Below are 20,857 nucleotides of genomic sequence, written 5' to 3'. Positions count from 1 at the left end.
TAAACGCAGACTCATATAGTCTGCGTTATTGAAGGTTTACTGACGGTCAAAAACGGACATATGGCGTACATCACAACCAGCGTTGAATATGGCATCCACTGCCTGCTGTGGCTGGTCGGCGATAACCAGCGCGCGCTCAGCAGCCGCGAACTCGCCGAACTGCAAGGGATCTCCCCCAGCTTTCTGGCCAAGATTTTCCCCAAGCTGGAAAAGGCGGGCATCGTCGCCGCCAGTGAAGGGGTGCGAGGCGGTTACCGGCTGGCCCGTCCGGCGAAAGAGATCAGCTTTCTGGAGATTATCGACGCCATCGAGGGGCACAAGCCGCTGTTCGATTGCCAGGAGGTGCGCGGGCGCTGTGCGGTGTTCGATGACTCCCCGCCGGATTGGGCGATCTCCGGCAAATGCGCTATCCATGCGGTGATGCTGCAGGCGGAGAAGGCGATGCGCGATGCGCTGGCGGCGCAGACCCTCGGCGCCGTCGCCGCCCGCTTTGGCCGCAAGGCGCCGCAGGGCTTCTTCGGTGAGGTCAACCTCTGGCTCGACGAGCGCATGACGGAACGCACCGCGCGCAGCGGCAAAACGGCGCGCGCCAAGTCCTAATCGCCGCCTTTCCTTAAAGCGAAACACACTTTTTCCCGCCTCTTCGGAAGGGGCGGGCGGGCCTTCTGCACCCTGTTACGGGAGCGGAACGGCATCGTTCATCCGAAAAAACTGCGGGCAGCCTTGTCGCCCGGTTAACCCTGTATGAAGGAGTCATCCCATGACGCAGAAAATAGTGATTGCCGGTTCCGGTTTTGCCGGTTTTTGGGCCGCCGTGTCCGCCATGCGCGCCATTACCCTTGCCGGTAAGCATGAGGATATCGAGGTGATCATGGTCTCACCGACGCCAACGGTCACCATCCGCCCGCGCCTGTATGAAGCGGTGTTGGAAAACATGAACCCGGATATTTCCGCGCAGCTCGCCGCCGTCGGCGTACGGCACCTGGCCGGGACGGTAGAGGGCATCGATGCCGTCGCCAAAACGCTCACGGTGGCGCAGGCGACGGGGGAAGCCCTTGAATTGGTTTACGACCGCCTGGTGTGGGCCACCGGCAGTCGGCTCTCCGTGCCTGCGGTACCGGGCTTTGCCGAATACGGTTTCAACGTCGATACGCTGGAAAGCGCGCAGCGTCTGGATGCTCATATTAAAGCGCTGGCGGCCAAACCGTCGACGCCGGCGCGCAACACCGCCGTGGTGGTGGGAGCGGGACTGACCGGCCTGGAGAGCGCGGCGGAGATGCCGCAACGGCTGCGCGATGCGCTGGGCAAAGACGAGAACGTGCGCGTGGTGATCGTCGATACCGCGCCGGAAGTGGGCGCGGGAATGGGGGCAGAGCCGGGGGCGGTGATACGCCAGGCGCTGGCGGAGTGCGGCGTGGAAGCGCGGGCCGGCCTGCGCGTTTCGGCTATCGATGCCGAGGGAGTGATGCTGTCGAACGGTGAGCGCATCGCCGCCAACACGGTGATCCTGGCGGCGGGCGTGCGGGCGCACCCGCTGACCGAACAGATCCCCGGCGAGCGCGACGGCAGTGGCCGAGTGATCGGCGACGCTTTCCTGCGTGCGCCGGCGGCGGCGGGCATTTTCGTGACCGGCGATACGGTAAAGGCGGCGACCGATGATCTCGGTAACCACAACCTGATGACCTGCCAGCATGCGCTGAGCCTTGGCCGTGTCGCCGGCCATAATGCGGCGGCGGAGCTGACGGGCTTGCCGGCGCACCCTTACAGCCAGCCGAAGTATGTGACCTGTCTGGATCTGGGCCCCTGGGGCGCGCTGTATACCGAAGGCTGGGAGCGCCAGGTGCGCTTTACCCGTGAGGAAGGCAAAAAGATTAAGCAGGAGATCAACACGCAGTGGATTTACCCACCGGCGGCGGATCGCGAGGCGCTGTTTGCCGTCGCCAATCCGGATTTCGTGATTGTGCCTTAAAGAAAAGAGAAAACGGGAGCGGCAACGCTCCCGTCGTCATTGGCCCAGCGGCAGGAACGAGCGCTCCGGCACCACGGTTTTCATCACCAGCGTGGAGCTCAGGCGCTGCACGCCCGGCAGAGCGGAGAGCTTCTCGTCGTAAAGCTGCTGGAAGGCGGGCAGATCGCGGGCGATCACGTGCAGCAGATAGTCCGGATCGCCAAACAGCCGCTGCGCCTGCACCACCTGGGGAATGTCCACCATGGCGTTTTCGAAGGTTTCAACGGCGCGGCGATCGCCTTCGCGCATGGTGACGAACACCAGGGCGGAAAAGTTATAGCCCAGGCTGCCGGGATCGAGCTGGGCGCGGTAACCCCTGATCACCCCGGACTCCTCTAATGCGCGCACCCGGCGGTGGCAGGGGGACACGCTCAAACCGATCCGCTCGGCCAGCTCGGTCACCGACAAACGCCCGTCGGCCTGCAGTTCAGCAAGAATCTTGCGATCAATCTTATCCATTTGGAAAAATTTCCCCGCTTATGCCGGTTTCAGGCAAGTAATTGAAAGCACATTTTAACGCCTTGAGGATATTCTTGCCATCTGTTGAACGGTTTTGACGGCCGCCGCGGCAGGCGGAGGCCGTTCTTCTTCCAAGAGGAAAGCGCAATGGTTCTTTGTTCGGAATGGCGCGGCGCGTTTGAGAGGGCGCCGGCATGACGCTCGCTCTGTTCGCCGCTTTTTGGGCGGTGTCGATTTTGTTGGTGATCACGCCGGGTATGGATTGGGCCTATGTGATCTCGGCGGGCATTCGCGGGCGGGTAGTGGTGCCTGCCGTCGCCGGCTTGCTGTTTGGCCACCTGCTGATGATTGCGATCGTGGTGGCGGGCGTCGGCGCGCTGCTGGTCGGCAACCCGCTGGCGCTGACGGCGCTTACCTTGCTGGGGGCGGCTTATCTGTTGTGGATCGGTTTCAACATGCTGCTGCACCCGCCGGTGCCCGGCGCCGGCGAAGATCAGTGTTCCGATTCCTGGCTGCGCTGGGCCGGCAAGGGCGTGTGCGTCAGCGGGCTGAACCCCAAGGTGTTTCTGCTGTTTCTGGCGCTGCTGCCGCAGTTTACCGACGCCCGGGCCGAATGGTCGGTGCCGATGCAGATGCTGGCGTTGGGCGTGGTGCATTTGATCAGCTGCGGCCTGGTGTATCTGCTGGTGGGATTCGGTTCGCAGTCGGTGCTGCGCACGCGCCCGCAGGCTGCGAAGGTGGTGGGGCGCATCTCCGGCGCGGCGATGATCGTCATCGCCCTCGGGCTGCTGGCCGAGCAGGCGCTGAAATAGTGGTTCGAAAGGCCCGCTTGTGCGGGCCTGGCGGTATCAGGCTTTGACGGCGAGCAGCACCGATGAGGCTTTGATCAGGGCAATGGCGCGCGAACCGTTCTTCAGCGCCATCTCCTGCAGGCTTTCATTGGTGATCACCGACGTCAGCACAAAACCGGCATCCGCTTTGAGGTGTACGGTGCTGTTGACTGCGCCGTGCTCAACCGCAATCACTTCCCCGGCAAACTGGTTGCGGGCGGAAAAACGCAAACCGCAATCCTCTGTTGCCAGGATCACCCACGGCGCTTTAATCAGCGCGACGGCCTCTTTACCGATGGTTAACCCCAGCGACTGTTGGCTTTGTACCGTGACGATAGCCACCAGTTTTTCACCGCCCTGCAGGGTGATCTCCACTTCGTCATTGACGGCGCCTTTGGCGACGGCGGACACGGTACCGGCTAACTGGTTACGGGCTGAAACGGGCATAGATTCTCCTTGAAAGGGGCAAACGGTAAAATTTGTCGCCAGCATGGGCCCTAACCGCCGCGATTGCCAATGTCGCGGGGGAAGAGTGTGAACTGGGGCGGCCTTGCTGAAAAATTAACGTCGGTAGATGTCCGGTCGGGCGATCTGCCAGACAAAATCGGGACAGTTGATGGCGGTATAGCCTACTTTTTCATAGAGCCAAGGGGCGGTGCTGGTGACCAGCATGATTCGCCGCAGCGTCGCCATCAGCGGATGGGCCTGGCAGCATTCCGCCAGCCACAGGCCCAACCCGCCTTTTTGATGCGTCTCCAGCACGTACACGTCGCACAGATAGCCGAAGGTGGCGTAATCGGTGACCAGCCGGGCGAAACCGATTTGTCTGGTGCCGTGATACAAGCCGAAGCACAGGCTGTGGGAGAGGGACTGGCGAACGGTCTCTTTATCAATGCCCTCCGCCCATGACGAACGGGTCAGAAATGCATGAATGGCGTCAATATCCAGCAGGCTGGGCTCGGTGCTGACGAGATAGTCAGCACGCCGCCACTCCCGTGGGGCAGGAATTGTCATGAGGGTTCTTCTCCTGTGCAAGCGTTAAGGTCTGGGCCGCCGTTCAGGCGTGCAGTTCGGCGACCGTCATGGTGAAAATCAGCGTGTCTTCGCCCTCGTTGGCGTAACGGTGCGGGCCGTCCGTTCTGGCGACCGCCGAACAGCCTGGCGTAATCCTGAGCTCGGTTTGTTCGACGGCAAGGCTCAAGACGCCTTGTTCAACGTGCAGCAGCTCGAAGGTGCCCGCTGGATGGCCGCCCGATGCATAGGCTTCCCCCGGCGCCATTTCCCAGCGCCACAGTTCTATCATATTCGGGCCGCGGGTGCCTGCCAGCAAGCGGGCCGAGCCGCTGCGATCGCCGTGCCACAGCGTGGGAATGTCTTGGCTTTCAATCAGGTAGGCGGCGGGTGCGCGGGTCACGTTGACGATGTCCGCCACCGACAGGCCCAGCGCTGCCGCGAGTTTGCACAGGATGGCGATGCTGGGATTGGCGCTGCCTTTCTCGATCTCCACCAGCATGCCCTTGCTGACGCCCGCCCGGCGCGACAGTTCGTCCAGCGACAGCTTTTGGCTTTTTCGCTGCTGTTTGATGCGGTGTGACACCGCTTCGCTGACGGTTTGCACGTCGGCGCCGAACTCGGTCGGTCTGTTGACTTTTTCGCTCATCGGTCAATATTATGGAATAAAATGGTCAGTATAGGATTATTCAATGATTTTAGTCGATCCGTCAATCGATCCGGCCGTCGCTGCGCTGGCGCCCGGATTCCGGGCGTTAAGCATTACCGTGGCCGCGGCTCCCATAACCAACCCGGACGTGGGGGCGCTGGCGTTGGCGCAGGCCTGTCGCGCCCTCGGCGAGGAGGACGCGCCCTGGGCTGAGGCGCATCTCTCGGCCTGGCGCGATGTCTTCATGCGGTTTGGCGCCAAACCCAAGCGTACGCCCTGTTCCGCCGATGCCTTGCGCAAGCGCGCGCTGCGCGACGGCACGATGCCCAGCATCGATCCGGTGGTCGATCTCTACAACGCCGTCAGCATTCGTTATGCGGTGCCGGTGGGGGGCGAGAATATCGCGGCTTATGTCGGCGAGCCGCGGCTGATCGTCGCGGAAGGCAGTGAGCTGTTCGATACCGTCAAGGAGGGTGCGGTGATCCATGAATCGCCGGAGGCGGGGGAGGTGGTCTGGCGCGACGATCGCGGCGTGACCTGCCGCCGCTGGAACTGGCGTCAGGGCGTCAGAACCCGGCTGAGCGCCGAGGCCGAACGGATGTGGTTCATCCTGGAGAGCCTGCCGGCAATGCCGTTGGCGGCGCTGCATGCGGCGGGCGACGAATTGATTGCCGGTTTACGACAAATGATGCCCGGCGTTGCGATAGAGCAACGGCTCATCGGCTGCACCTCGTAACCGGCCTCAGCACTGGCGGCGGACCAATCCGCTGATCAAATCCAGCGCGTCGTCCGCCGCCGCGATTTCGCTCTCGCTGAGCGCCTGCCGCTCGATGAAGCTCTCGATAGCTTCCAGCAGAGAGAAGACGCTGATTTCATCCCCTATTTTCACGACTTCGCACACGCCGCGCCCAATTGCCTGGCAGATTGCCTCATCAAATTCAAATGGCTTGTTGTTCATCTCTCCCCCGACGGCATTTGGGATTATGACGACCATGTTACCGGTTTTTACACGGCGGCGGTCTGACGAAAATCCCATTTCTTTTCGTTGCTGCAGAATGGCTCACGATCGCGTGCGTTGGCGAAATTCTGATTTCCTTACGGCGGTCAGATTTCCCTTGAGACCGCCTGAGCGGCGCGGTATTGTCGCCAAATGACGACAATACCGCCTCATTGTCCGCATAAAAAATTTATGACGTTATCATCCCTTCATCCCGCTGCCGTGCGGGATTTTTTTATGAGGTTTATCTCAAAGTGCGGATAACCTCGACGCGATCGCTTGCCATGTTCTGGGAATAATCCTAGCTTGAAATAGTCATTTAGGGTTAGCAATCCCTCATGACCTCCTTGTAATACTTGATGCACCAGAACGTCTTCTCCCCCGCTTAGGCGGGGGTTTTTAATGATGTGCATCGGCAAAGGCCGTCAACGTAGAACCGACAGAGTTCGTGACGATAATCACTTCAAGCATCAAGGGACGGGACAATGAAAAATGATTTGGCGGCGGCGATCGCGATTGGCTGTGTGCTGTTGTTCGCACTGGCGGTTGGTTCGCCCCTCTCCATCAGCGCCTCGCTGTAATCTTCCACGGCCCCGTCCGGGGCCGTTCACCCAGTCTGTCGCCGCGTCTGCGGATTTTTGCGCCAATCGCTCGCCTGCGCGATAAAATCAGCCAAATCGCTGTTGATGTATGGCCAACTTTGAGTACTCTGAGTGCCTTGCACACCTCGAGTGCGCCCGTTCTATCTATGCTTTAATCAGGCCCATCACAGGAATCGCTATGCCCGCCCGCCAAATCTCGAGGAGCCCGCTCTGATGCTGGAGATGCTATTACAGTGGTACCGCCGCCGTTTCACCGATCCACAGGCTATCGCGTTGCTGGTGATTCTGGTCGCCGGCTTCCTCATTCTCTATTTTCTGCACGGCATTCTGACCCCGCTGCTGGTCGCCATCGTGCTGGCGTATCTGCTGGAGTGGCCGACCGCGCGCCTGCAGCGCATCGGCTGTTCGCGCACCTGGGCGGCGAGCATCATGCTGCTGGTGTTTGCGGGCATCGCCATGCTGCTGGTGTTCGTCGTCGCGCCGACCGCCTGGCAGCAGGGCATCAATCTGATGAGCGATCTGCCGGGCATGCTCAACCAGTTCTATAACTTTGCCGCGACGCTGCCGAAGCGTTATCCGGCGCTGGTGGATGCCGGCATCATCGACATGATGGCGGAAAATCTGCGCAGCCGGCTGTCCGGCATGGGCGAGTCGGTGGTGAAATTCTCGCTGGCGTCGCTGGTCGGTCTGTTGACGCTGGCTATCTACCTGATCCTGGTGCCGATGATGATGTTCTTCCTGTTGAAAGACAAAGAGCAGCTGCTGAACGCGGTGCGCCGCGTGTTGCCGCGCAATCGCGGTCTGGCGGGGCAGGTCTGGAACGAGATGAATCAGCAGATCACCAACTATATTCGCGGCAAGGTGCTGGAGATGGTGATTGTCGGCGTGGCGACCTACCTGGTGTTCGCCGTGCTGGACATGCGCTACTCGCTGCTGCTGGCGGTGCTGGTGGGTTTTTCGGTGCTGATCCCCTATATCGGCGCGGTGCTGGTCACCATACCGGTGGTGGTGGTAGCGCTGTTCCAGTGGGGCGTCGGCGCCGATTTCTGGACGCTGATCGTCGCCTATCTGGTGGTGCAGGGGCTGGACGGCAACCTGCTGGTGCCGATCCTGTTCTCCGAGGCGGTCAACCTGCATCCGCTGGTGATTATCCTGTCGGTGATCGTGTTCGGCGGAATGTGGGGCTTCTGGGGCGTGTTTTTCGCCATACCGCTGGCGACGCTGGTGAAGGCGGTGATTCACGCCTGGCCGGATGAACTGCGGGTCGAGGTGGAAGACAAGGCCGGCTGACGGAGGGAAACGAAGCGCAGCAGGCCGCTGCGCTTCGTGAGAATTACTGCTGCAGGTAGTTCAGAACGATGTCGTGGTGATTGGTGGTTTTGAAATCATCAAACACTTTTTCAATCTTGCCTTTGGCGTCGATCAGGAAGCTGATGCGGTGAATGCCGTCATAGGTCTTGCCCATGAAGGTTTTCTCGCCCCACACGCCAAACTGTTGCGATACCTGATGGTCTTCATCAGACAACAGCGTGAAGTTGAGCAGCTCCTTTTCGGCGAAGCGCGACAGTTTTTCCGGTTTGTCGGTGCTGATGCCCAGCACTTCGACGCCGGCCTTTTTCAATTCGTCCATGTTGTCCCGCAGGCCGCAGGCTTGCACGGTGCAGCCCGGCGTCATCGCCTTCGGATAGAAATAAACCAATACTCGCTGTCCCTGGAAGTCGGCCAAATTAATTTCCTCACCGTCCTGGTCAGGCAAACTAAATTTCGGCGCTGTGTCACCGGCTTTCAATGGGCTCATCACTACTCTCCATCTTTCTCATCATGCTGTGGATAGTTCACCACGCTAATACTGCCTTGCGCGTTCAATTCTGTACATAGGCGATGGAAGGCTTGCTCAATATTTGAGGCGTCCCGATCGCCGGAACTGTGGGCGGTGATTTGAATATACAGCTGCGGCGGCAGGTCGCCGTCCGCTGGCTGCGTGCGTGAGACCAGCTCGGCGATATTCATCTGGCTGGAGTCGAACAGATCGGTAAAACGTTCGATGATGTGCGGCGAGTCCTTCACCTCGACCTGAACCCACACGGTGGCCGGCATCGGCGGCCTTTCATGCGAGTTTGTGCGCTTCATCACGATCAGCAGCTCCAGCTCCGCGCCTTTTTGCGGCAGGGTGGATTCGATCAGGGTGATGGCGTTCCAGCTGCCGGACAGCAGCATGATGAACGTGAACTCCTCTCCCAGCATGGCCAGACGGCTATCTTCGATATTGCATCCGCAACTGCTGACGTGGCGGGTGATGGTATTGACGATTCCGGGGCGGTCGGCGCCGAGCGCGGTAATCACGAGATAGTGTTCGTCTGACTGAGGCAAAATGGCGCTTCCTGTCGTGCTTAATGGGGTTACCATGGTAAACATAAAAAAAACCGCCTGCCAAGCGCTTACAACGCGGTTGTGCGCTTGCTTTTGGATAGGCAGCAAAAGTACCATGAGTGACTTGTTTGTGGAGGGGACGGCCAATGTTTACGGGAAGTATTGTTGCACTGGTTACGCCGATGGACGACAAAGGTGCTGTCGATCGCGCGAGCCTGAAAAAATTGATCGATTATCATGTAGCCAGTGGCACCGCGGCGATCGTTTCCGTAGGGACCACCGGCGAGTCCGCAACGCTTGCCCATGACGAGCACGTTGACGTGGTGCTGCAGACGCTGGAGCTGGCCGACGGCCGCATTCCGGTGATCGCCGGCACCGGCGCCAACGCTACCGCCGAAGCCATCGCGCTCACCACCCGCTTCGCCAACACTGGCGTGGTAGGTTGTTTGACGGTGACGCCGTACTACAATAAGCCGACGCAGGAAGGGCTGTATCAGCACTTCAAGGCGATCGCCGAGAGCACCGAGCTGCCGCAGATCCTGTATAACGTGCCTTCGCGCACCGGCTGCGACATGCTGCCGCCGACCATCGCTCGGCTGGCGAAAATCAAGAATATTGTTGCTGTAAAAGAAGCGACGGGGAACTTAAGTCGCGTTAGTCAGATCCAAGTGCTGGTTGACGATGAAGACTTCATTTTGCTGAGCGGCGACGACGCCAGCGGGCTGGACTTCATGCAACTGGGCGGCAAAGGGGTGATTTCCGTGACGGCCAACGTGGCTGCGCGCGAGATGGCGGAACTTTGTGCGCTGGCGGCGCAGGGCAAATTCGCCGAAGCGCGCCGCTTAAATCAGCGCTTGATGCCGTTGCATCAGGATCTATTTGTAGAAGCAAACCCAATTCCGGTGAAGTGGGCCTGTAAGGCGTTGGGATTGATGGCAACCGATACGCTGCGTTTGCCGATGACGCCGTTGAGCGAAACCGCCCGCCCGGTGGTGGAGCGCGCGCTGAAAAGCGTCGGTTTGCTGTAACTCTAAGGGAAATTTGATGGCTTATTCATTGCAAAAGTCGACGGTAGCAAAAGTAGTGGGCATCTCTTTGGTGATGATGCTGGCGGCCTGCAGCAGCGATCAGCGCTACAAGCGCCAGGTCAGCGGCGACGAGGCTTACCTCGACGCGGCTCCGCTCAAGGCGCTGAACGCGCCGTCCGGCATGATCCTGCCGGTGCAGAGCGGCAACTATGACGTGCCCGCCACGACGCTGCAAGGCAACGTCGGCAAGCAACTGGACATTCGTCCGCCGGTGCAGCCGTTGGCGCTGCTGAGCGGTTCTCGCGCGCAATACGCCGGCGACAGCGGCACGCTGCTGCTGGAAAACAGCCCGCAGAACCAAAACCTGTGGTCGCGCGTCGTCAGCCTGCTGCAGGCGAAGAACATCGCGATCGCTTCCCGCCAGGACGCCGGTCAGACCCTGACCACCGACTGGGTGAAGTGGAACCGTCTGGACGAAGACAACCAGTACGAAGGCCGTTATCAGATCAGCGTGCAGCAACAAGGCTACCAGCAGGCGCTGGTGGTGAAAAGCGTTGGCCTGCAGCAGCAGGGCAAGACCGAACAGGTCACCGATCAGTCTGAGATCCAGCGTTACAATGGCATGATGATCAACACCCTGATCGAAGGTCTGGACAAGCAGGACAATCTGGCGAGCAGCCAGACCGCCAGCCGCTTCGGCGCGCTGGACGTGCAGAGCGGCGCCGATGATACCGGCCTGCCGATGCTGGTCGTGCGCGGCCCGTACACCGTGGTGTGGGATCGCCTGCCGCCGGCGCTCGAAAAACTGGGGATGAAAGTGGGTGACCGCAGCCGTCCGCAGGGCACCGTCGCCGTGACCTACAAGTCCCTGAGCAGCAGCGATTGGGATGCGTTGGGCGTCAAGGATCCTGAGCTGGCGGAAGGGGATTACAAGCTGCAGGTCGGCGATCTCAACAACCGCACCAGTCTGCAATTCATCGATCCGAAAGGCAAACCGCTCACCCAGTCGAAAAACGACGCACTGGTGGCGGCATTCCAGTCTGCCTTCAGTAAAACCAGCGTTAAATAACCAAAAAGGGGCTTCGGCCCCTTTTTGTTTTGTCTATACGGTATCGTTTGCGTCGCAGGTTTGGCACAATAGTGCCCGGCACGCCAAAGAATTCATTAGGTCAATTCTATACCCCCTAATTTCGGGCCGCGCTCGGGAGACAACGGGGATACATCACTGGAGTAAGTAAGATGCAAAAGCTAGCTGAGCTGTATCGCGGAAAGGCAAAAACCGTTTACACCACCGAGAATCCCGATCTGTTGGTGTTGGAGTTCCGCAACGATACGTCAGCACTGGATGGTCAGCGCATTGAGCAGTTCGATCGCAAAGGCATGGTGAACAACAAGTTCAACCATTTCATCATGAGCAAACTGGAAGAAGCCGGCATCCCGACCCAGATGGAGCGTCTGCTGTCCGACAACGAAGTGCTGGTGAAGAAGCTGGACATGGTGCCGGTGGAATGCGTGATCCGCAACCGCGCCGCCGGTTCGCTGGTGAAGCGTCTGGGCATCGAAGAAGGTCTGGTGCTGAACCCGCCGCTGTTCGATCTGTTCCTGAAAAACGACGCCATGCACGATCCGATGGTCAACGAATCCTACTGCGAAACCTTCGGCTGGGTGAGCAAAGAGCATCTGGCGCGCATGCGTGAGCTGAGCTATCGCGCCAACGAAGTATTGACCAAGCTGTTCGACGACGCCGGCCTGATCCTGGTCGATTTCAAGCTGGAATTCGGCCTGTTCAACGGCGAAGTGGTGCTGGGCGATGAATTCTCGCCGGACGGCAGCCGTCTGTGGGACAAAAACACCCTGGACAAGATGGACAAAGACCGCTTCCGTCAAAGCCTGGGCGGGCTGATCGAAGCCTACGAAGAAGTGGCGCGCCGCATCGGCGTGAAGCTCGACTAAGCGTTGGCACCGCCATTCGGGACGATCCGGCCGGAACGTCCCGCTGTTCTGCATTTTTCCAGAAAATTTCTACATTTCCTCCGCAGCAGACCATTTATAATGATGGATGTGAGATGACTAAAACCTATCCCACTCAGGCTTGAAGCTGCCTTTGCGCTTACCAACGCGCGGCATCTTCAACGAGCAGGGGAAATATCTGGAGTGTATTTATGCGTTGGCAAGGGCGTCGGGAAAGTGACAATGTTGAGGATCGTCGCGGGCAGTCTTCAGGTTTGGGCGGCGGTGGCGGCGGTTTCCGCGTGCCGGTGCGCGGCAAGGGCGGCATCGTCATTCTGGTGGTGGTGCTGGTGGCCGGCTATTACGGCATCGATCTGTCGCCGCTGTTGAACGGCGGTAATGTCGCTCCTCAGGGTCAACAACAGAGCGCCAGCATCAGTCCGAAAGACGATGAACTGGCCAAATTTACCTCGGTGGTGCTGGCCTCGACCGAAGATAACTGGAAAGAGATTTTCCAGCGCATGGGCAAAACCTACCAACCGCCGAAGCTGGTGATGTATCGCGGCGTGACGCGCACCAGCTGCGGCACCGGTCAGGCGGCGATGGGGCCGTTCTACTGCCCGGGCGACAGAACGGTGTATATCGATCTGTCTTTCTATCAGGACATGAAGACCAAACTGGGCGCCGGCGGTGATTTCGCTCAGGCCTATGTGGTGGCGCACGAAGTCGGCCACCATGTGCAGAACCTGCTGGGCATCGAGCCGAAAGTACGCCAGATGCAGCAGGGCGCCAGCCAGGCGGAAGTGAACCGCCTGTCGGTGAAAATGGAGCTGCAGGCGGACTGCTTTGCCGGCGTATGGGGCAAATACGCCGAGAAGCAGCAGATGCTGGAAGAGGGCGACCTGCAGGCGGCGCTGAATGCCGCACAGGCGATTGGCGACGATCGGTTGCAGCAACAGAGCCAGGGCCGCGTCGTGCCGGACAGCTTTACCCACGGCACTTCGCAGCAGCGCTACACCTGGTTTAAACAGGGCTTCGACAGCGGCGATCCCAATACCTGCAACACCTTCGCATCCCGTTAACACCTCACGTGCCGGAGCCTGACTCCGGCATTTTTTTCGAATTGAGATACAGCCTTATGCTACAGGCAGCGCAACAACTCATGCGGCGGCAGGGCATCCGGCGCCTGCTGGTGCTCAGCGGCGAACCCGAGTGGTGCCGCGAACAGGCGCAGCGGCTGGCGGCGACGTTGCCCGGCGACTGGCCTTGGGTCGGGGAGAATCCGCCGCCCGGCCAGGCGGCGTTGGCGAGCGGCGCAGTGCGCCAACTGCTGGGGCAGGAACGGCTGCACGCGGTGTTCGACGCCGGTCAGTCGCTGGACGTGGAGGCGTTGGCGGCGCTGTGCGGCGCACTGCGTGCCGGCAGCTGGCTGCTGTTGCTGACGCCGCCCTGGCGGCAATGGCCGCAGCAGCCGGACGGCGACAGCCTGCGCTGGAGCGATTGCCCGCAGCCAATTACCACCCCGCATTTCATCCACCACCTGCAGCAGCATCTGGCCGACGACCGCGAAGTGACGATCTGGCGGCAGGATGAGCCCCTGACGTTGGCCGCGCTGCCGGCGCGTGAAGGATGGCAGCCGCCGGACGGCCGGCCGACCGAGGAACAACAGGCGATCTTGACGACGCTGCTGCAGGCCGAATCCGGCGTGTGGGTGTTGACCGCCGCCCGCGGCCGCGGCAAATCGACACTGGCCGGCATGCTGGTGGCGCAGTCGCCGCTGACCTGTTGGATAACCGGGCCGAGCCGCGCCGCCACTGAGGTGGCCGGGGAATGGGCGCAGGGGCGCGCGCAGTTTTGGGCGCCCGATGCCCTGTTGGCGCAGTGCCGGGAGGGGGACGTCAGCGCCGTGGGGTGGCTGCTGGTGGATGAAGCGGCGGCGATCCCCGCGCCGCTGTTGCAGCAGTTGATCGGCTATTTCCCACGCGTGTTGCTGACCACCACGGTGCAGGGCTATGAAGGCACCGGCCGCGGTTTTCTGCTGAAGTTTTGCGCCGGGCTGCCGGCCTATCAGGCGCTGAGCCTGCAGCAGCCGATGCGTTGGGCGCAGGGGGATGCGCTGGAACGGATAACGGACAATGCGCTGTTGTTCAATGAGCTGCCCGCCTGGCCGGCGGATGGCCAGGCGATCGATTACAGCCAGGCGGAACAAGGCGAGCTGTGCGCCGATCCGCAGCGGCTGGCGCGTTTCTACGCCCTGCTGAGCAGCGCGCATTACCGCACCTCACCGCTGGATTTACGCCGGCTGATGGATGCGCCCGGCATGCATTTTGGGCTGGCGCAGGCCGGTTTGGAGGTGGTCGGTGCCGTGTGGCTGGTGGAAGAGGGTGGATTGAGCGCCGAGTTGGCGCACGACGTGTGGGCCGGTCGCCGTCGGCCGCGCGGCAATCTGGTGGCGCAGTCGTTGGCGGCGCATGGCGGCCAATGCTGGGCGCCGACGCTGCGGTCTCGGCGCATTACCCGCATCGCGACGCTGCCGGCATTGCGGCGGCGGGGTATCGCGCGCCAGTTGATCGAGCGGCAACGCCGTCAGGCGCAGGGGCTGGACTTCCTGTCGGTCAGCTTCGGCTATACCGAGCCGCTGTGGCGCTTTTGGCAATCCTGCGGTTTCGAGCTGGTGCGCATCGGCAGCAAGCCGGAGGCCAGCAGCGGCTGCTATACCGCGATGGCGATCTTGCCCCTGAGCGAGCAAGGAGAGGCGCTGCGGCACGCGGCGCACAAGCATCTGGCGCGCGACTGGCCCTGGCTGCGGCAGCGTATCGAGCTAACGCTGGCGATCCCGGGCGACGATGGCGATACGTCGCTCGGCGAAGAGGACTGGCGCGAGCTGGCCGGGTTCGCTTTTGCCCATCGGCCGCTGGAGGCCAGCCTGGGGGCGTTGCAGCGGTTGCTGTTGGCCAGCAGTCTGCCGCTGCCCGCACTGCGCGGCCATCTGCAGCGGCGGCACTCTCCCGCGGAGTGCGCAGAGCGGGCGGGCGTCAGCGGCCAGAAAGCCTTGCTGCGCCATTGGCGGCACGAAACGGCGCAGGCGCTGGAACAGCTGAATGCGCAGCACTGCCGCTACTGGCGCGACTGGGCGCAGTCATTGCAATAAATTGAAGAACTTGCTCAATAAAACCCGATTTTCCTGATTTCTCAGCGGCGTATAGTGGCTGTCAGCGGTGTGGCGACGACAGTCGCTGCGTCAGGTTTGGTTACTATTAAGGAGTCATCGATGAAACATGAGCATTTCGTTGTCCAAAGCCCGGCGACCCCGGCGGCGCAGCTGATCTTGCTGTTTCACGGTGTCGGCGACAACCCGGTGGCGATGGGGGAGATCGGCAGTTACTTCGCCAAAGAGTTTCCCCAGGCGCAGGTGGTAAGCATCGGTGGCCCCGCAGCGTTTGGCAACGGCGCCGGCCGCCAGTGGTTTTCGGTGCAGGACGTGACCGAAGAGAACCGCGTGGCCCGCATCGCAGACGTAATGCCGCAGTTTGTGGCCGTGGTGCGCCATTGGCAGCAGCTGAGCGGCGTTGGCTATGCCGGCACTGCCCTGGTGGGGTTCTCGCAGGGAGCGATCATGGCGCTGGAGGCGTTGAAGGCGGAAACCCGCCTCGCCGGGCGAGTGGTCGCGTTCAGCGGGCGTTTCGCCCAGTTGCCTGAGCAGGCGTTCGGCGACAGCGTGGTGCATTTGATCCACGGCGAAGAGGACGCGGTGATCGCGGTGCAGCATGCTCACGCGGCGGCGGAGGCGTTGCGGACCAACGGCGCCGATTTCACGCTGGACGTGGAACAGGACGTTGGGCATGCGATCAACCAGGGCATGATGAACGCCGCGCTGGAAAGGTTGCATTACTATGTGCCGCAGCGCTACTGGGACGAAGCCTTGTCCGGCAAGCGCGGCGAGCTGATCGCCTTCCGCTAAAAATTCAGGGCGCCGATGAGCGCCCTGATATCACTTCTTCTTCGGCCAGTCGTCTTCGTCATCCCACTGGGCGTTGTTGTCGCGGTGCGGCGGTATCTCCGGCTTGTTGGCCAGATAGCTTTTGACGTCAACGCGGCGCAGTTCCTTGATGCCGCTGACGACCATCCCCACCAGAACCAGCAGGATAATCCACCAGTAATCAGCTAACCATTGCATAGCTACTCCTTTCCTTTACTGCGTATAAAACGCGAAAAAATCGATGGCAGATGGCGTTCGAGCCATTCGGCACCGGCGACCTCCTTGTCTTGCCAGGCCGCCAGCAACAGCGCCGGCGTCAGCAAGTGTTCGGCTTCTTGCGCCAGCGGCCGGTAGCTCAGATGCCACGGCTCCACCGCTACGCCGCCGCAGTCTTCGGTGAAGGGGCGGTAGAAACCGAATTCGGCCATATGCGCCGTCAGCCACTGGTTAAGGGGCGCAAAGTAGCCGCCTTCCTCATATTCCCACGGTTCCAGCTGCAGCTTTTGCCCTTCCGGCAACAGCGACGGATCGTACACGTCCAGATCGCTGCCCCAGTGGTGGCGGCTGGCGCCCGGCAGAGCCGACCAGCGCAGGATCGCCTCACAGCGCTCGGCGGCGGACAGCGGCGCGACGTCGATCGGTTGACTGTCCTTATCTAATACTGGCCGCTGGCCGCAGAATTTGCCATTCCAGATGGCCAACTGCCGGTCAAAATCGCGGAAGGTGCTGGCGGGCTGGAGATCGAATCCCGCCGCACGCGCCGCCTGCTGCATCGCCAGAAACGCGTTGACGGCTTCCGGCTGCAGCCGATGGTTGCCGCTCAGCGGCGCCAGGTGCTCGGTCGAGCGGCCGGTGAGCATTTCTGCGTTGATCATGCGATCAATTGCTCCATGATGCGTTGATACATGCGGCTCAGCAGCTGCAGATCCGCGGCGTTGACGCATTCGTTGACCTTGTGGATGGTGGCGTTGACCGGCCCCAGCTCCACCACCTGTGCACCCATCTGCGCGATGAAGCGGCCGTCGGAGGTGCCGCCGGTGGTCAACAGCTGCGGCGTCAATTCAGAATAGTGCTCGACGGCGTTGACCACCGCATCCACCAGCGCGCCACGCGAGGTGAGGAACGGCTGGCCGGACAGACGCCACTCGATGCTGTAATTCAACTTATGGCGTTCCAGCAGCTCTTCCACGCGCTGCTTGATCATCGCGTCGGTCAGTTCGGTGCTGAAACGGAAGTTGAACTGCACGTAGAAATCGCCTGGGATCACGTTATTGCTGCCGGTGCCGGCCTGCACGTTGGCGATCTGCATGCTGGTCGGCGGGAAGAACTCGTTGCCGCGATCCCATTCGATCGCCACCAGTTCATTCAGCGCCGGCATGGCGCGGTGCACCGGGTTGTCCGCCAAATGCGGATAGGCGACGTGCCCCTGTACGCCGTGGATATGCAGGTTGGCGGTGATGGAGCCGCGACGGCCGTTTTTCACCACGTCGCCGACGCGCTCGGTGCTGGACGGCTCGCCGACCAGGCAGTAATCCAGCCGTTCGTTGCGCGCCATCAGCGCTTCAACCACTTTAACCGTGCCGTGAGTGGCGCTGGCCTCTTCATCCGAAGTGATCAGAAAAGCAAGGCGGCCCCGGTGATTCGGGTTGGCGGCGACAAAGCGTTCCGCCGCCACCACCATCGCGGCCAATGACCCTTTCATGTCCGCCGCGCCGCGGCCGTACAGCATGCCGTCGCGGATCGCCGGTTCAAACGGCGGGTTGTCCCAGCGCTTTTCATCGCCGGTCGGCACTACGTCGGTGTGCCCGGCAAACGCCAGGGTTTGCCCTTCGCCGCGCCAGGCCCAGAAGTTTTGGGTGTCTTCGAAGTCCATTGCTTCGACGGTGAAACCGATCGCCTGCAGGCGATCGATCATCAGCTGCTGGCAGCCTTCATCATTTGGGCTGAGGGAAGGGCGTTTGATCAGTTGCTGAGCCAGTTCGATAACCGGGCAAGTCATACGGCGACCTCGGCGATAAATTGCTGGTAAGCGTCGGCGTTGAAACCGAACAGGGCGCGCCCGTTGCCGGCGTCCAGCAACGGGCGTTTGATGATCGCCGGCTGCGCCAGCATCAGCGCGATGGCGGCGTCGGCGTTATCGCAGGCGTTGCGCTGCGCTTCATCCAGCTTGCGCCAGGTGGTGCCGCGGGTATTGAGCAGCGGCTCCCACCCCAGTTGCGCGACGAAACCGCGCAGCCGTTGTTCGTCCAGGCCGTCGGCGCGATAGTCGTGAAAATGATAGGCCACGCCCTGATCTTCCAGCCAGCGGCGGGCTTTTTTGATGGTGTCGCAGTTTTTGATGCCGTACATCGTCAGCGTTGTCTGTTGCGGTTTGTTTGCCATGGCGTAAAGCTACCTGTCTCGTCGAGTCGATACTGAGCGGCGTGGGCGATCTTTGGCCCGCTAGCCGCCCGGCGATAGCAGAGATAATGCCAGTAAAGCGGCGGCGAGATCCAGACAACGATGCGTGTGAGGTGCGATTGCGCGCCAGGGATAAGAGGTCGGCAACGTGGTTGAACGGCTGCCTTCGCCGACCGTGCTGGTGAAAAGGCGCCGGCGAAAGCGTTTTGCCGCCAATGCAGAGCTGGCGGAGAGAGAGCTACTCTTTATTGATCCTTATGTTTAAACGATCGGTCAAACACCGTACGCGGGTAATATGCAAGAGCGGTTTTATCCGGCTGGCGCCGAGTTTTTTCATTATTCGCGACTTGTAATGATTGGCGGTTTTATTTCTGATATTCATGGCATTGCTGATGTCGGCCAGCGATTTTCCCGTCGACCATTCCGAGAGAAAATGCGACTCGCGCTGAGAGAGTTGCGGCGGCTCGGTATAGTGGCTGTAGCGCTTATATAAGTCGCCGATCAGGTGGCTGAAGCGGCTCAATGATATAAGGTTTGATAATATAATGGTTTTATTGTCGACAATCACCATGTCATGCAGGCAGTCGGTGATAATGACTATTTTGTAGGTATTGGGGTTGGCATATTCATCGCGGTAGCGCGCTTCAAAATTGGCGATGGTGACATCGATAAAGCAGACCCTTTTGCGGCTAAAGCCGGCCGGCGCGCGTTTCTCCGCCCAGGTTTGATTGATGAGTTGCCGGATGCCGATAGCGGTATAGGCACACGCGCTGAAAATATCAATTTTCATTTTATTATAATCCCTTAATTTCTATTTCCCGGTGAGGATTGATATCTTAAAACATAAAAAAAGAAACAATCTAAATAATTTCACATTGAACTTATTGGGCGCCGCAGGGAAAGAACGCTATCCTGCGGTGGACAATCAGGAAAGCCCCATATACTAGCATGATTTATAAAGAGTAAATTTGGTTTTTAATCGAGCTGCCCAGTGAAGAAAGAGGAATAGAATAGAAATCCTCTATTAATACTCCGGTTATTAAAAGGAATTAACATAGAAAATGGCTATCAAAATAAAATATTCGATCGTTAATATCGATCGTTTCTGTGAGGGAGGGAATGTTAATGAATTAATAATTAAGATATTTCTTGCTTTTTAGCGAGGGGTGTTGCTTATTTTTAGCGCAGTTCAAAGAGTGTGCTGGGACAATCTCATGGCGCGCGCCAAATTAATGGCAAAGATAAATCTTAATCAAAAAAATGCGATGTTTTAAGCTGCGTGCGTTGTGCAAGTGGGGAGGATTTATACGGGGGAACGGCATGAAAGAATGCCGGATCGAAATTTCCGATAAGATCACGTCGGAAATAGCGTCTTGTCTTGTGGACGGGTTGGATCGCGTTAACGATGAATATATCGGCTACGACAATCGTCGGCCGTGGTGAAAGATCCTGACAGCGGCAGCAATTCTGCGGGGCATCTGCCGCCCTATTTTTATCAGCCGAACGTTGTAATGCGCGATTAACGCACGTAGCCCCCCAGTTGCAAACGCCACAGAGCATCCCCCTCTGCGAACACCATGCCGGTGGTCAAATCGTGAAAACCGTACTTTTCATAGAAAGCCAGTTTTTCCGGCACCGAATAGATGAAAACCTTGCCGAGCGGCGCCAGATCTTGCATTACCCGGTCCATCAACCGGCGCCCCAATCCCTGCCCCTGAAAGCGCGGATCGATCGCCACGTCGGCCAGGTAAGCGACCGAAGTCAAATCGCTGATGGCATGCGCGGTGGCGATCAGCTCATCGCCGATAAACCCCCAATAGCAAAACTGGCTGTGTTGATAAACGCGTTGCAGCGTATGCGGATCGCGTTCGCCCAGCCCGGCGGCCTGCAGCAATTCACACAGCCGCCGCCAGTCGATGGCGCGGCGGTTCATATCGGTGATGATTTCCATCGTTTTCCTCTAATCAATATGATTGAGATCGGCGGCATAGTGCCGAATGGCGCGCTGATAGCCGCGGATGTCGGGGTCTGACGAGGTTTCCGCCAGCAACAACAACAGATCGGCCACGGCCCGTTTACCTTCACCCAGGTTGTACAGCGTCATGGCGCGAAACAGCATCAGCTCGTTGGCCTGCGGGAACTCAGCCAGGCCATCGTCGAAAGCGCGCAGCGAAGCCGGGTATTTCCCGAGGGCGCGGTAAGTGCTGCCGAGGCCCAGCCAGGCTTCACGGCGCTGGGCGGGCGGCAAATCGCGATCCAACGCCGCGAGGTAGCAGGGAATCGCCTGTCGCTCCAAACCCTGAACGTCGTACAGGCAGGCCAGCTGAAAATGCAGCATCGCCGCTTCCGGCTCTGCCGCCAGTTGCCGCAACGCCAGCGCAGTGGCTTCCTGATAATGACCTTGCGCTTTCAACTGTGAGACAGACAAAGAGGTGGACATGATCGGCGCTCCATTGGCGTATTGTTATACCTTTTACACGCTATCGTGGAGAAATTGATATCACAAGGGAATAGCCGCACTGAACATTGATCAGATAAATACGAAAATGTGCGCTAACCCCGGTTTCCGGGCCC

The 20,857-nt window shown here is 60.0% G+C and carries 25 protein-coding genes; 11 read left to right on the top strand and 14 right to left on the bottom strand.

Annotated elements, in window-relative coordinates:
• Window positions 1–60 precede the first annotated feature (60 nt).
• Both HWW83_RS11010 and HWW83_RS11005 read left to right on the top strand, forming a co-directional pair.
• Window positions 61–600, top strand: coding sequence for an RrF2 family transcriptional regulator (locus HWW83_RS11010; RefSeq protein WP_060660377.1), 540 nt, complete (start codon window positions 61–63; stop codon window positions 598–600).
• Window positions 601–760: 160 nt separating this feature from the next.
• The gene (locus tag HWW83_RS11005; RefSeq protein ID WP_060660378.1) at window positions 761–1,969 is read left to right on the top strand and encodes an NAD(P)/FAD-dependent oxidoreductase; all 1,209 of its coding nucleotides are present in this window, start codon (window positions 761–763) and stop codon (window positions 1,967–1,969) included.
• A 36-nt stretch (window positions 1,970–2,005) separates the two neighbouring features.
• Here the strand turns inward: HWW83_RS11005 and HWW83_RS11000 are convergent, their stop codons facing one another.
• Entirely contained in the window at window positions 2,006–2,467 is a 462-nt protein-coding gene (locus HWW83_RS11000) for an Lrp/AsnC family transcriptional regulator (RefSeq protein ID WP_033644014.1), read from the bottom strand.
• Between the two features lie 194 nt (window positions 2,468–2,661).
• Here HWW83_RS11000 and HWW83_RS10995 point away from each other — a divergent pair, with 194 nt between their 5' ends.
• A complete protein-coding gene (locus HWW83_RS10995) occupies window positions 2,662–3,279 on the top strand; it encodes a LysE family translocator (RefSeq protein WP_046687614.1) in 618 nt (205 codons plus the stop codon).
• Between the two features lie 36 nt (window positions 3,280–3,315).
• Here HWW83_RS10995 and HWW83_RS10990 read toward each other — a convergent pair whose 3' ends face one another.
• From HWW83_RS10990 to HWW83_RS10980, 3 genes are all read right to left on the bottom strand, one after another.
• Complete coding sequence (locus HWW83_RS10990; RefSeq protein WP_038873689.1) at window positions 3,316–3,744, bottom strand: TOBE domain-containing protein; 429 nt, start codon at window positions 3,742–3,744, stop codon at window positions 3,316–3,318.
• 114 nt (window positions 3,745–3,858) lie between these two features.
• Window positions 3,859–4,311, bottom strand: coding sequence for a GNAT family N-acetyltransferase (locus HWW83_RS10985; RefSeq protein WP_060660379.1), 453 nt, complete (start codon window positions 4,309–4,311; stop codon window positions 3,859–3,861).
• 43 nt (window positions 4,312–4,354) lie between these two features.
• A complete protein-coding gene (locus HWW83_RS10980) occupies window positions 4,355–4,957 on the bottom strand; it encodes an XRE family transcriptional regulator (RefSeq protein WP_060660380.1) in 603 nt (200 codons plus the stop codon).
• Between the two features lie 43 nt (window positions 4,958–5,000).
• Here HWW83_RS10980 and HWW83_RS10975 point away from each other — a divergent pair, with 43 nt between their 5' ends.
• The gene (locus tag HWW83_RS10975; RefSeq protein WP_046687610.1) at window positions 5,001–5,693 is read left to right on the top strand and encodes a B3/B4 domain-containing protein; all 693 of its coding nucleotides are present in this window, start codon (window positions 5,001–5,003) and stop codon (window positions 5,691–5,693) included.
• 6 nt (window positions 5,694–5,699) lie between these two features.
• Here HWW83_RS10975 and HWW83_RS10970 read toward each other — a convergent pair whose 3' ends face one another.
• Window positions 5,700–5,993, bottom strand: coding sequence for a hypothetical protein (locus HWW83_RS10970; protein WP_232096991.1), 294 nt, complete (start codon window positions 5,991–5,993; stop codon window positions 5,700–5,702).
• 776 nt (window positions 5,994–6,769) lie between these two features.
• Here HWW83_RS10970 and HWW83_RS10965 point away from each other — a divergent pair.
• Window positions 6,770–7,846, top strand: a complete 1,077-nt coding sequence (locus tag HWW83_RS10965) for an AI-2E family transporter (protein WP_063990467.1) — start codon at window positions 6,770–6,772, stop codon at window positions 7,844–7,846.
• A gap of 43 nt (window positions 7,847–7,889) precedes the next feature.
• Here the strand turns inward: HWW83_RS10965 and bcp are convergent, their stop codons facing one another.
• Both bcp and HWW83_RS10955 read right to left on the bottom strand, forming a co-directional pair.
• Complete coding sequence (gene bcp, locus HWW83_RS10960) at window positions 7,890–8,354, bottom strand: thioredoxin-dependent thiol peroxidase (protein WP_033635500.1); 465 nt, start codon at window positions 8,352–8,354, stop codon at window positions 7,890–7,892.
• A 2-nt stretch (window positions 8,355–8,356) separates the two neighbouring features.
• Complete coding sequence (locus HWW83_RS10955) at window positions 8,357–8,962, bottom strand: glycine cleavage system transcriptional repressor (RefSeq protein WP_369795937.1); 606 nt, start codon at window positions 8,960–8,962, stop codon at window positions 8,357–8,359.
• A gap of 110 nt (window positions 8,963–9,072) precedes the next feature.
• Here HWW83_RS10955 and dapA point away from each other — a divergent pair, with 110 nt between their 5' ends.
• From dapA to ypfH, 6 genes are all read left to right on the top strand, one after another.
• Window positions 9,073–9,954 carry a 4-hydroxy-tetrahydrodipicolinate synthase gene (dapA, locus tag HWW83_RS10950; protein WP_033644005.1) on the top strand — a complete coding sequence of 294 codons (882 nt, stop codon included), beginning with the start codon at window positions 9,073–9,075 and terminating at the stop codon, window positions 9,952–9,954.
• A 16-nt stretch (window positions 9,955–9,970) separates the two neighbouring features.
• Window positions 9,971–11,023 carry an outer membrane protein assembly factor BamC gene (gene bamC / locus HWW83_RS10945; protein WP_033644004.1) on the top strand — a complete coding sequence of 351 codons (1,053 nt, stop codon included), beginning with the start codon at window positions 9,971–9,973 and terminating at the stop codon, window positions 11,021–11,023.
• Window positions 11,024–11,193: 170 nt separating this feature from the next.
• Window positions 11,194–11,907 (top strand): phosphoribosylaminoimidazolesuccinocarboxamide synthase, encoded by a 714-nt coding sequence (gene purC / locus HWW83_RS10940; protein ID WP_033644003.1) that lies wholly within the window; start codon window positions 11,194–11,196, stop codon window positions 11,905–11,907.
• Between the two features lie 209 nt (window positions 11,908–12,116).
• Window positions 12,117–12,986, top strand: a complete 870-nt coding sequence (gene ypfJ / locus HWW83_RS10935; RefSeq protein ID WP_033644002.1) for a KPN_02809 family neutral zinc metallopeptidase — start codon at window positions 12,117–12,119, stop codon at window positions 12,984–12,986.
• Between the two features lie 56 nt (window positions 12,987–13,042).
• Window positions 13,043–15,055 carry a tRNA(Met) cytidine acetyltransferase TmcA gene (locus HWW83_RS10930; RefSeq protein WP_123061884.1) on the top strand — a complete coding sequence of 671 codons (2,013 nt, stop codon included), beginning with the start codon at window positions 13,043–13,045 and terminating at the stop codon, window positions 15,053–15,055.
• Between the two features lie 120 nt (window positions 15,056–15,175).
• Entirely contained in the window at window positions 15,176–15,865 is a 690-nt protein-coding gene (gene ypfH, locus HWW83_RS10925; protein ID WP_042785172.1) for an esterase, read from the top strand.
• Window positions 15,866–15,895: 30 nt separating this feature from the next.
• On the opposite strand, the gene HWW83_RS10920 is transcribed toward ypfH, so the two are convergent.
• The 7 genes from HWW83_RS10920 to HWW83_RS10890 all read right to left on the bottom strand — a co-directional run bounded on the left by HWW83_RS10920 (window position 15,896) and on the right by HWW83_RS10890 (window position 20,723).
• Window positions 15,896–16,081 carry a YpfN family protein gene (locus HWW83_RS10920; protein ID WP_004941720.1) on the bottom strand — a complete coding sequence of 62 codons (186 nt, stop codon included), beginning with the start codon at window positions 16,079–16,081 and terminating at the stop codon, window positions 15,896–15,898.
• Window positions 16,082–16,083: 2 nt separating this feature from the next.
• Window positions 16,084–16,758, bottom strand: coding sequence for a M15 family metallopeptidase (locus HWW83_RS10915; protein ID WP_033643999.1), 675 nt, complete (start codon window positions 16,756–16,758; stop codon window positions 16,084–16,086).
• The gene (gene dapE, locus HWW83_RS10910) at window positions 16,755–17,882 is read right to left on the bottom strand and encodes a succinyl-diaminopimelate desuccinylase (RefSeq protein ID WP_176589293.1); all 1,128 of its coding nucleotides are present in this window, start codon (window positions 17,880–17,882) and stop codon (window positions 16,755–16,757) included. Before dapE ends, HWW83_RS10915 begins: the two co-directional genes overlap by 4 nt.
• The gene (locus tag HWW83_RS10905; RefSeq protein WP_176589292.1) at window positions 17,879–18,265 is read right to left on the bottom strand and encodes an ArsC family reductase; all 387 of its coding nucleotides are present in this window, start codon (window positions 18,263–18,265) and stop codon (window positions 17,879–17,881) included. Before HWW83_RS10905 ends, dapE begins: the two co-directional genes overlap by 4 nt.
• Before the next feature lie 256 nt (window positions 18,266–18,521).
• A complete protein-coding gene (locus tag HWW83_RS10900; RefSeq protein WP_123061883.1) occupies window positions 18,522–19,073 on the bottom strand; it encodes a LuxR C-terminal-related transcriptional regulator in 552 nt (183 codons plus the stop codon).
• Between the two features lie 729 nt (window positions 19,074–19,802).
• Window positions 19,803–20,234, bottom strand: coding sequence for a GNAT family N-acetyltransferase (locus HWW83_RS10895; protein WP_033643995.1), 432 nt, complete (start codon window positions 20,232–20,234; stop codon window positions 19,803–19,805).
• 9 nt (window positions 20,235–20,243) lie between these two features.
• Window positions 20,244–20,723 (bottom strand): tetratricopeptide repeat protein, encoded by a 480-nt coding sequence (locus HWW83_RS10890; protein ID WP_033643994.1) that lies wholly within the window; start codon window positions 20,721–20,723, stop codon window positions 20,244–20,246.
• Between the last annotated feature and the right edge of the window lie 134 nt (window positions 20,724–20,857).

Origin of the sequence: Serratia ureilytica, from assembly GCF_013375155.1 — a bacterium.
GTDB classification, from domain to species: Bacteria; Pseudomonadota; Gammaproteobacteria; order Enterobacterales; family Enterobacteriaceae; genus Serratia; species Serratia ureilytica.
This window is presented reverse-complemented; position numbering and strand designations above follow the sequence as displayed.

What these genes read in the sequence shown, in the direction of transcription:
- HWW83_RS11010 (WP_060660377.1), top strand. Translation starts at nt 61, where the DNA reads ATGGCGTACATCACAACCAGCGTTGAATATGGCATCCACTGCCTGCTG.
- HWW83_RS11005 (WP_060660378.1), top strand. Translation starts at nt 761, where the DNA reads ATGACGCAGAAAATAGTGATTGCCGGTTCCGGTTTTGCCGGTTTTTGG.
- HWW83_RS11000 (WP_033644014.1), bottom strand. Translation starts at nt 2,467, where the DNA reads ATGGATAAGATTGATCGCAAGATTCTTGCTGAACTGCAGGCCGACGGG.
- HWW83_RS10995 (WP_046687614.1), top strand. Translation starts at nt 2,662, where the DNA reads ATGACGCTCGCTCTGTTCGCCGCTTTTTGGGCGGTGTCGATTTTGTTG.
- HWW83_RS10990 (WP_038873689.1), bottom strand. Translation starts at nt 3,744, where the DNA reads ATGCCCGTTTCAGCCCGTAACCAGTTAGCCGGTACCGTGTCCGCCGTC.
- HWW83_RS10985 (WP_060660379.1), bottom strand. Translation starts at nt 4,311, where the DNA reads ATGACAATTCCTGCCCCACGGGAGTGGCGGCGTGCTGACTATCTCGTC.
- HWW83_RS10980 (WP_060660380.1), bottom strand. Translation starts at nt 4,957, where the DNA reads ATGAGCGAAAAAGTCAACAGACCGACCGAGTTCGGCGCCGACGTGCAA.
- HWW83_RS10975 (WP_046687610.1), top strand. Translation starts at nt 5,001, where the DNA reads ATGATTTTAGTCGATCCGTCAATCGATCCGGCCGTCGCTGCGCTGGCG.
- HWW83_RS10970 (WP_232096991.1), bottom strand. Translation starts at nt 5,993, where the DNA reads ATGGGATTTTCGTCAGACCGCCGCCGTGTAAAAACCGGTAACATGGTC.
- HWW83_RS10965 (WP_063990467.1), top strand. Translation starts at nt 6,770, where the DNA reads ATGCTGGAGATGCTATTACAGTGGTACCGCCGCCGTTTCACCGATCCA.
- bcp (WP_033635500.1), bottom strand. Translation starts at nt 8,354, where the DNA reads ATGAGCCCATTGAAAGCCGGTGACACAGCGCCGAAATTTAGTTTGCCT.
- HWW83_RS10955 (WP_369795937.1), bottom strand. Translation starts at nt 8,962, where the DNA reads ATGGTAACCCCATTAAGCACGACAGGAAGCGCCATTTTGCCTCAGTCA.
- dapA (WP_033644005.1), top strand. Translation starts at nt 9,073, where the DNA reads ATGTTTACGGGAAGTATTGTTGCACTGGTTACGCCGATGGACGACAAA.
- bamC (WP_033644004.1), top strand. Translation starts at nt 9,971, where the DNA reads ATGGCTTATTCATTGCAAAAGTCGACGGTAGCAAAAGTAGTGGGCATC.
- purC (WP_033644003.1), top strand. Translation starts at nt 11,194, where the DNA reads ATGCAAAAGCTAGCTGAGCTGTATCGCGGAAAGGCAAAAACCGTTTAC.
- ypfJ (WP_033644002.1), top strand. Translation starts at nt 12,117, where the DNA reads ATGCGTTGGCAAGGGCGTCGGGAAAGTGACAATGTTGAGGATCGTCGC.
- HWW83_RS10930 (WP_123061884.1), top strand. Translation starts at nt 13,043, where the DNA reads ATGCTACAGGCAGCGCAACAACTCATGCGGCGGCAGGGCATCCGGCGC.
- ypfH (WP_042785172.1), top strand. Translation starts at nt 15,176, where the DNA reads ATGAAACATGAGCATTTCGTTGTCCAAAGCCCGGCGACCCCGGCGGCG.
- HWW83_RS10920 (WP_004941720.1), bottom strand. Translation starts at nt 16,081, where the DNA reads ATGCAATGGTTAGCTGATTACTGGTGGATTATCCTGCTGGTTCTGGTG.
- HWW83_RS10915 (WP_033643999.1), bottom strand. Translation starts at nt 16,758, where the DNA reads ATGATCAACGCAGAAATGCTCACCGGCCGCTCGACCGAGCACCTGGCG.
- dapE (WP_176589293.1), bottom strand. Translation starts at nt 17,882, where the DNA reads ATGACTTGCCCGGTTATCGAACTGGCTCAGCAACTGATCAAACGCCCT.
- HWW83_RS10905 (WP_176589292.1), bottom strand. Translation starts at nt 18,265, where the DNA reads ATGGCAAACAAACCGCAACAGACAACGCTGACGATGTACGGCATCAAA.
- HWW83_RS10900 (WP_123061883.1), bottom strand. Translation starts at nt 19,073, where the DNA reads ATGAAAATTGATATTTTCAGCGCGTGTGCCTATACCGCTATCGGCATC.
- HWW83_RS10895 (WP_033643995.1), bottom strand. Translation starts at nt 20,234, where the DNA reads ATGGAAATCATCACCGATATGAACCGCCGCGCCATCGACTGGCGGCGG.
- HWW83_RS10890 (WP_033643994.1), bottom strand. Translation starts at nt 20,723, where the DNA reads ATGTCCACCTCTTTGTCTGTCTCACAGTTGAAAGCGCAAGGTCATTAT.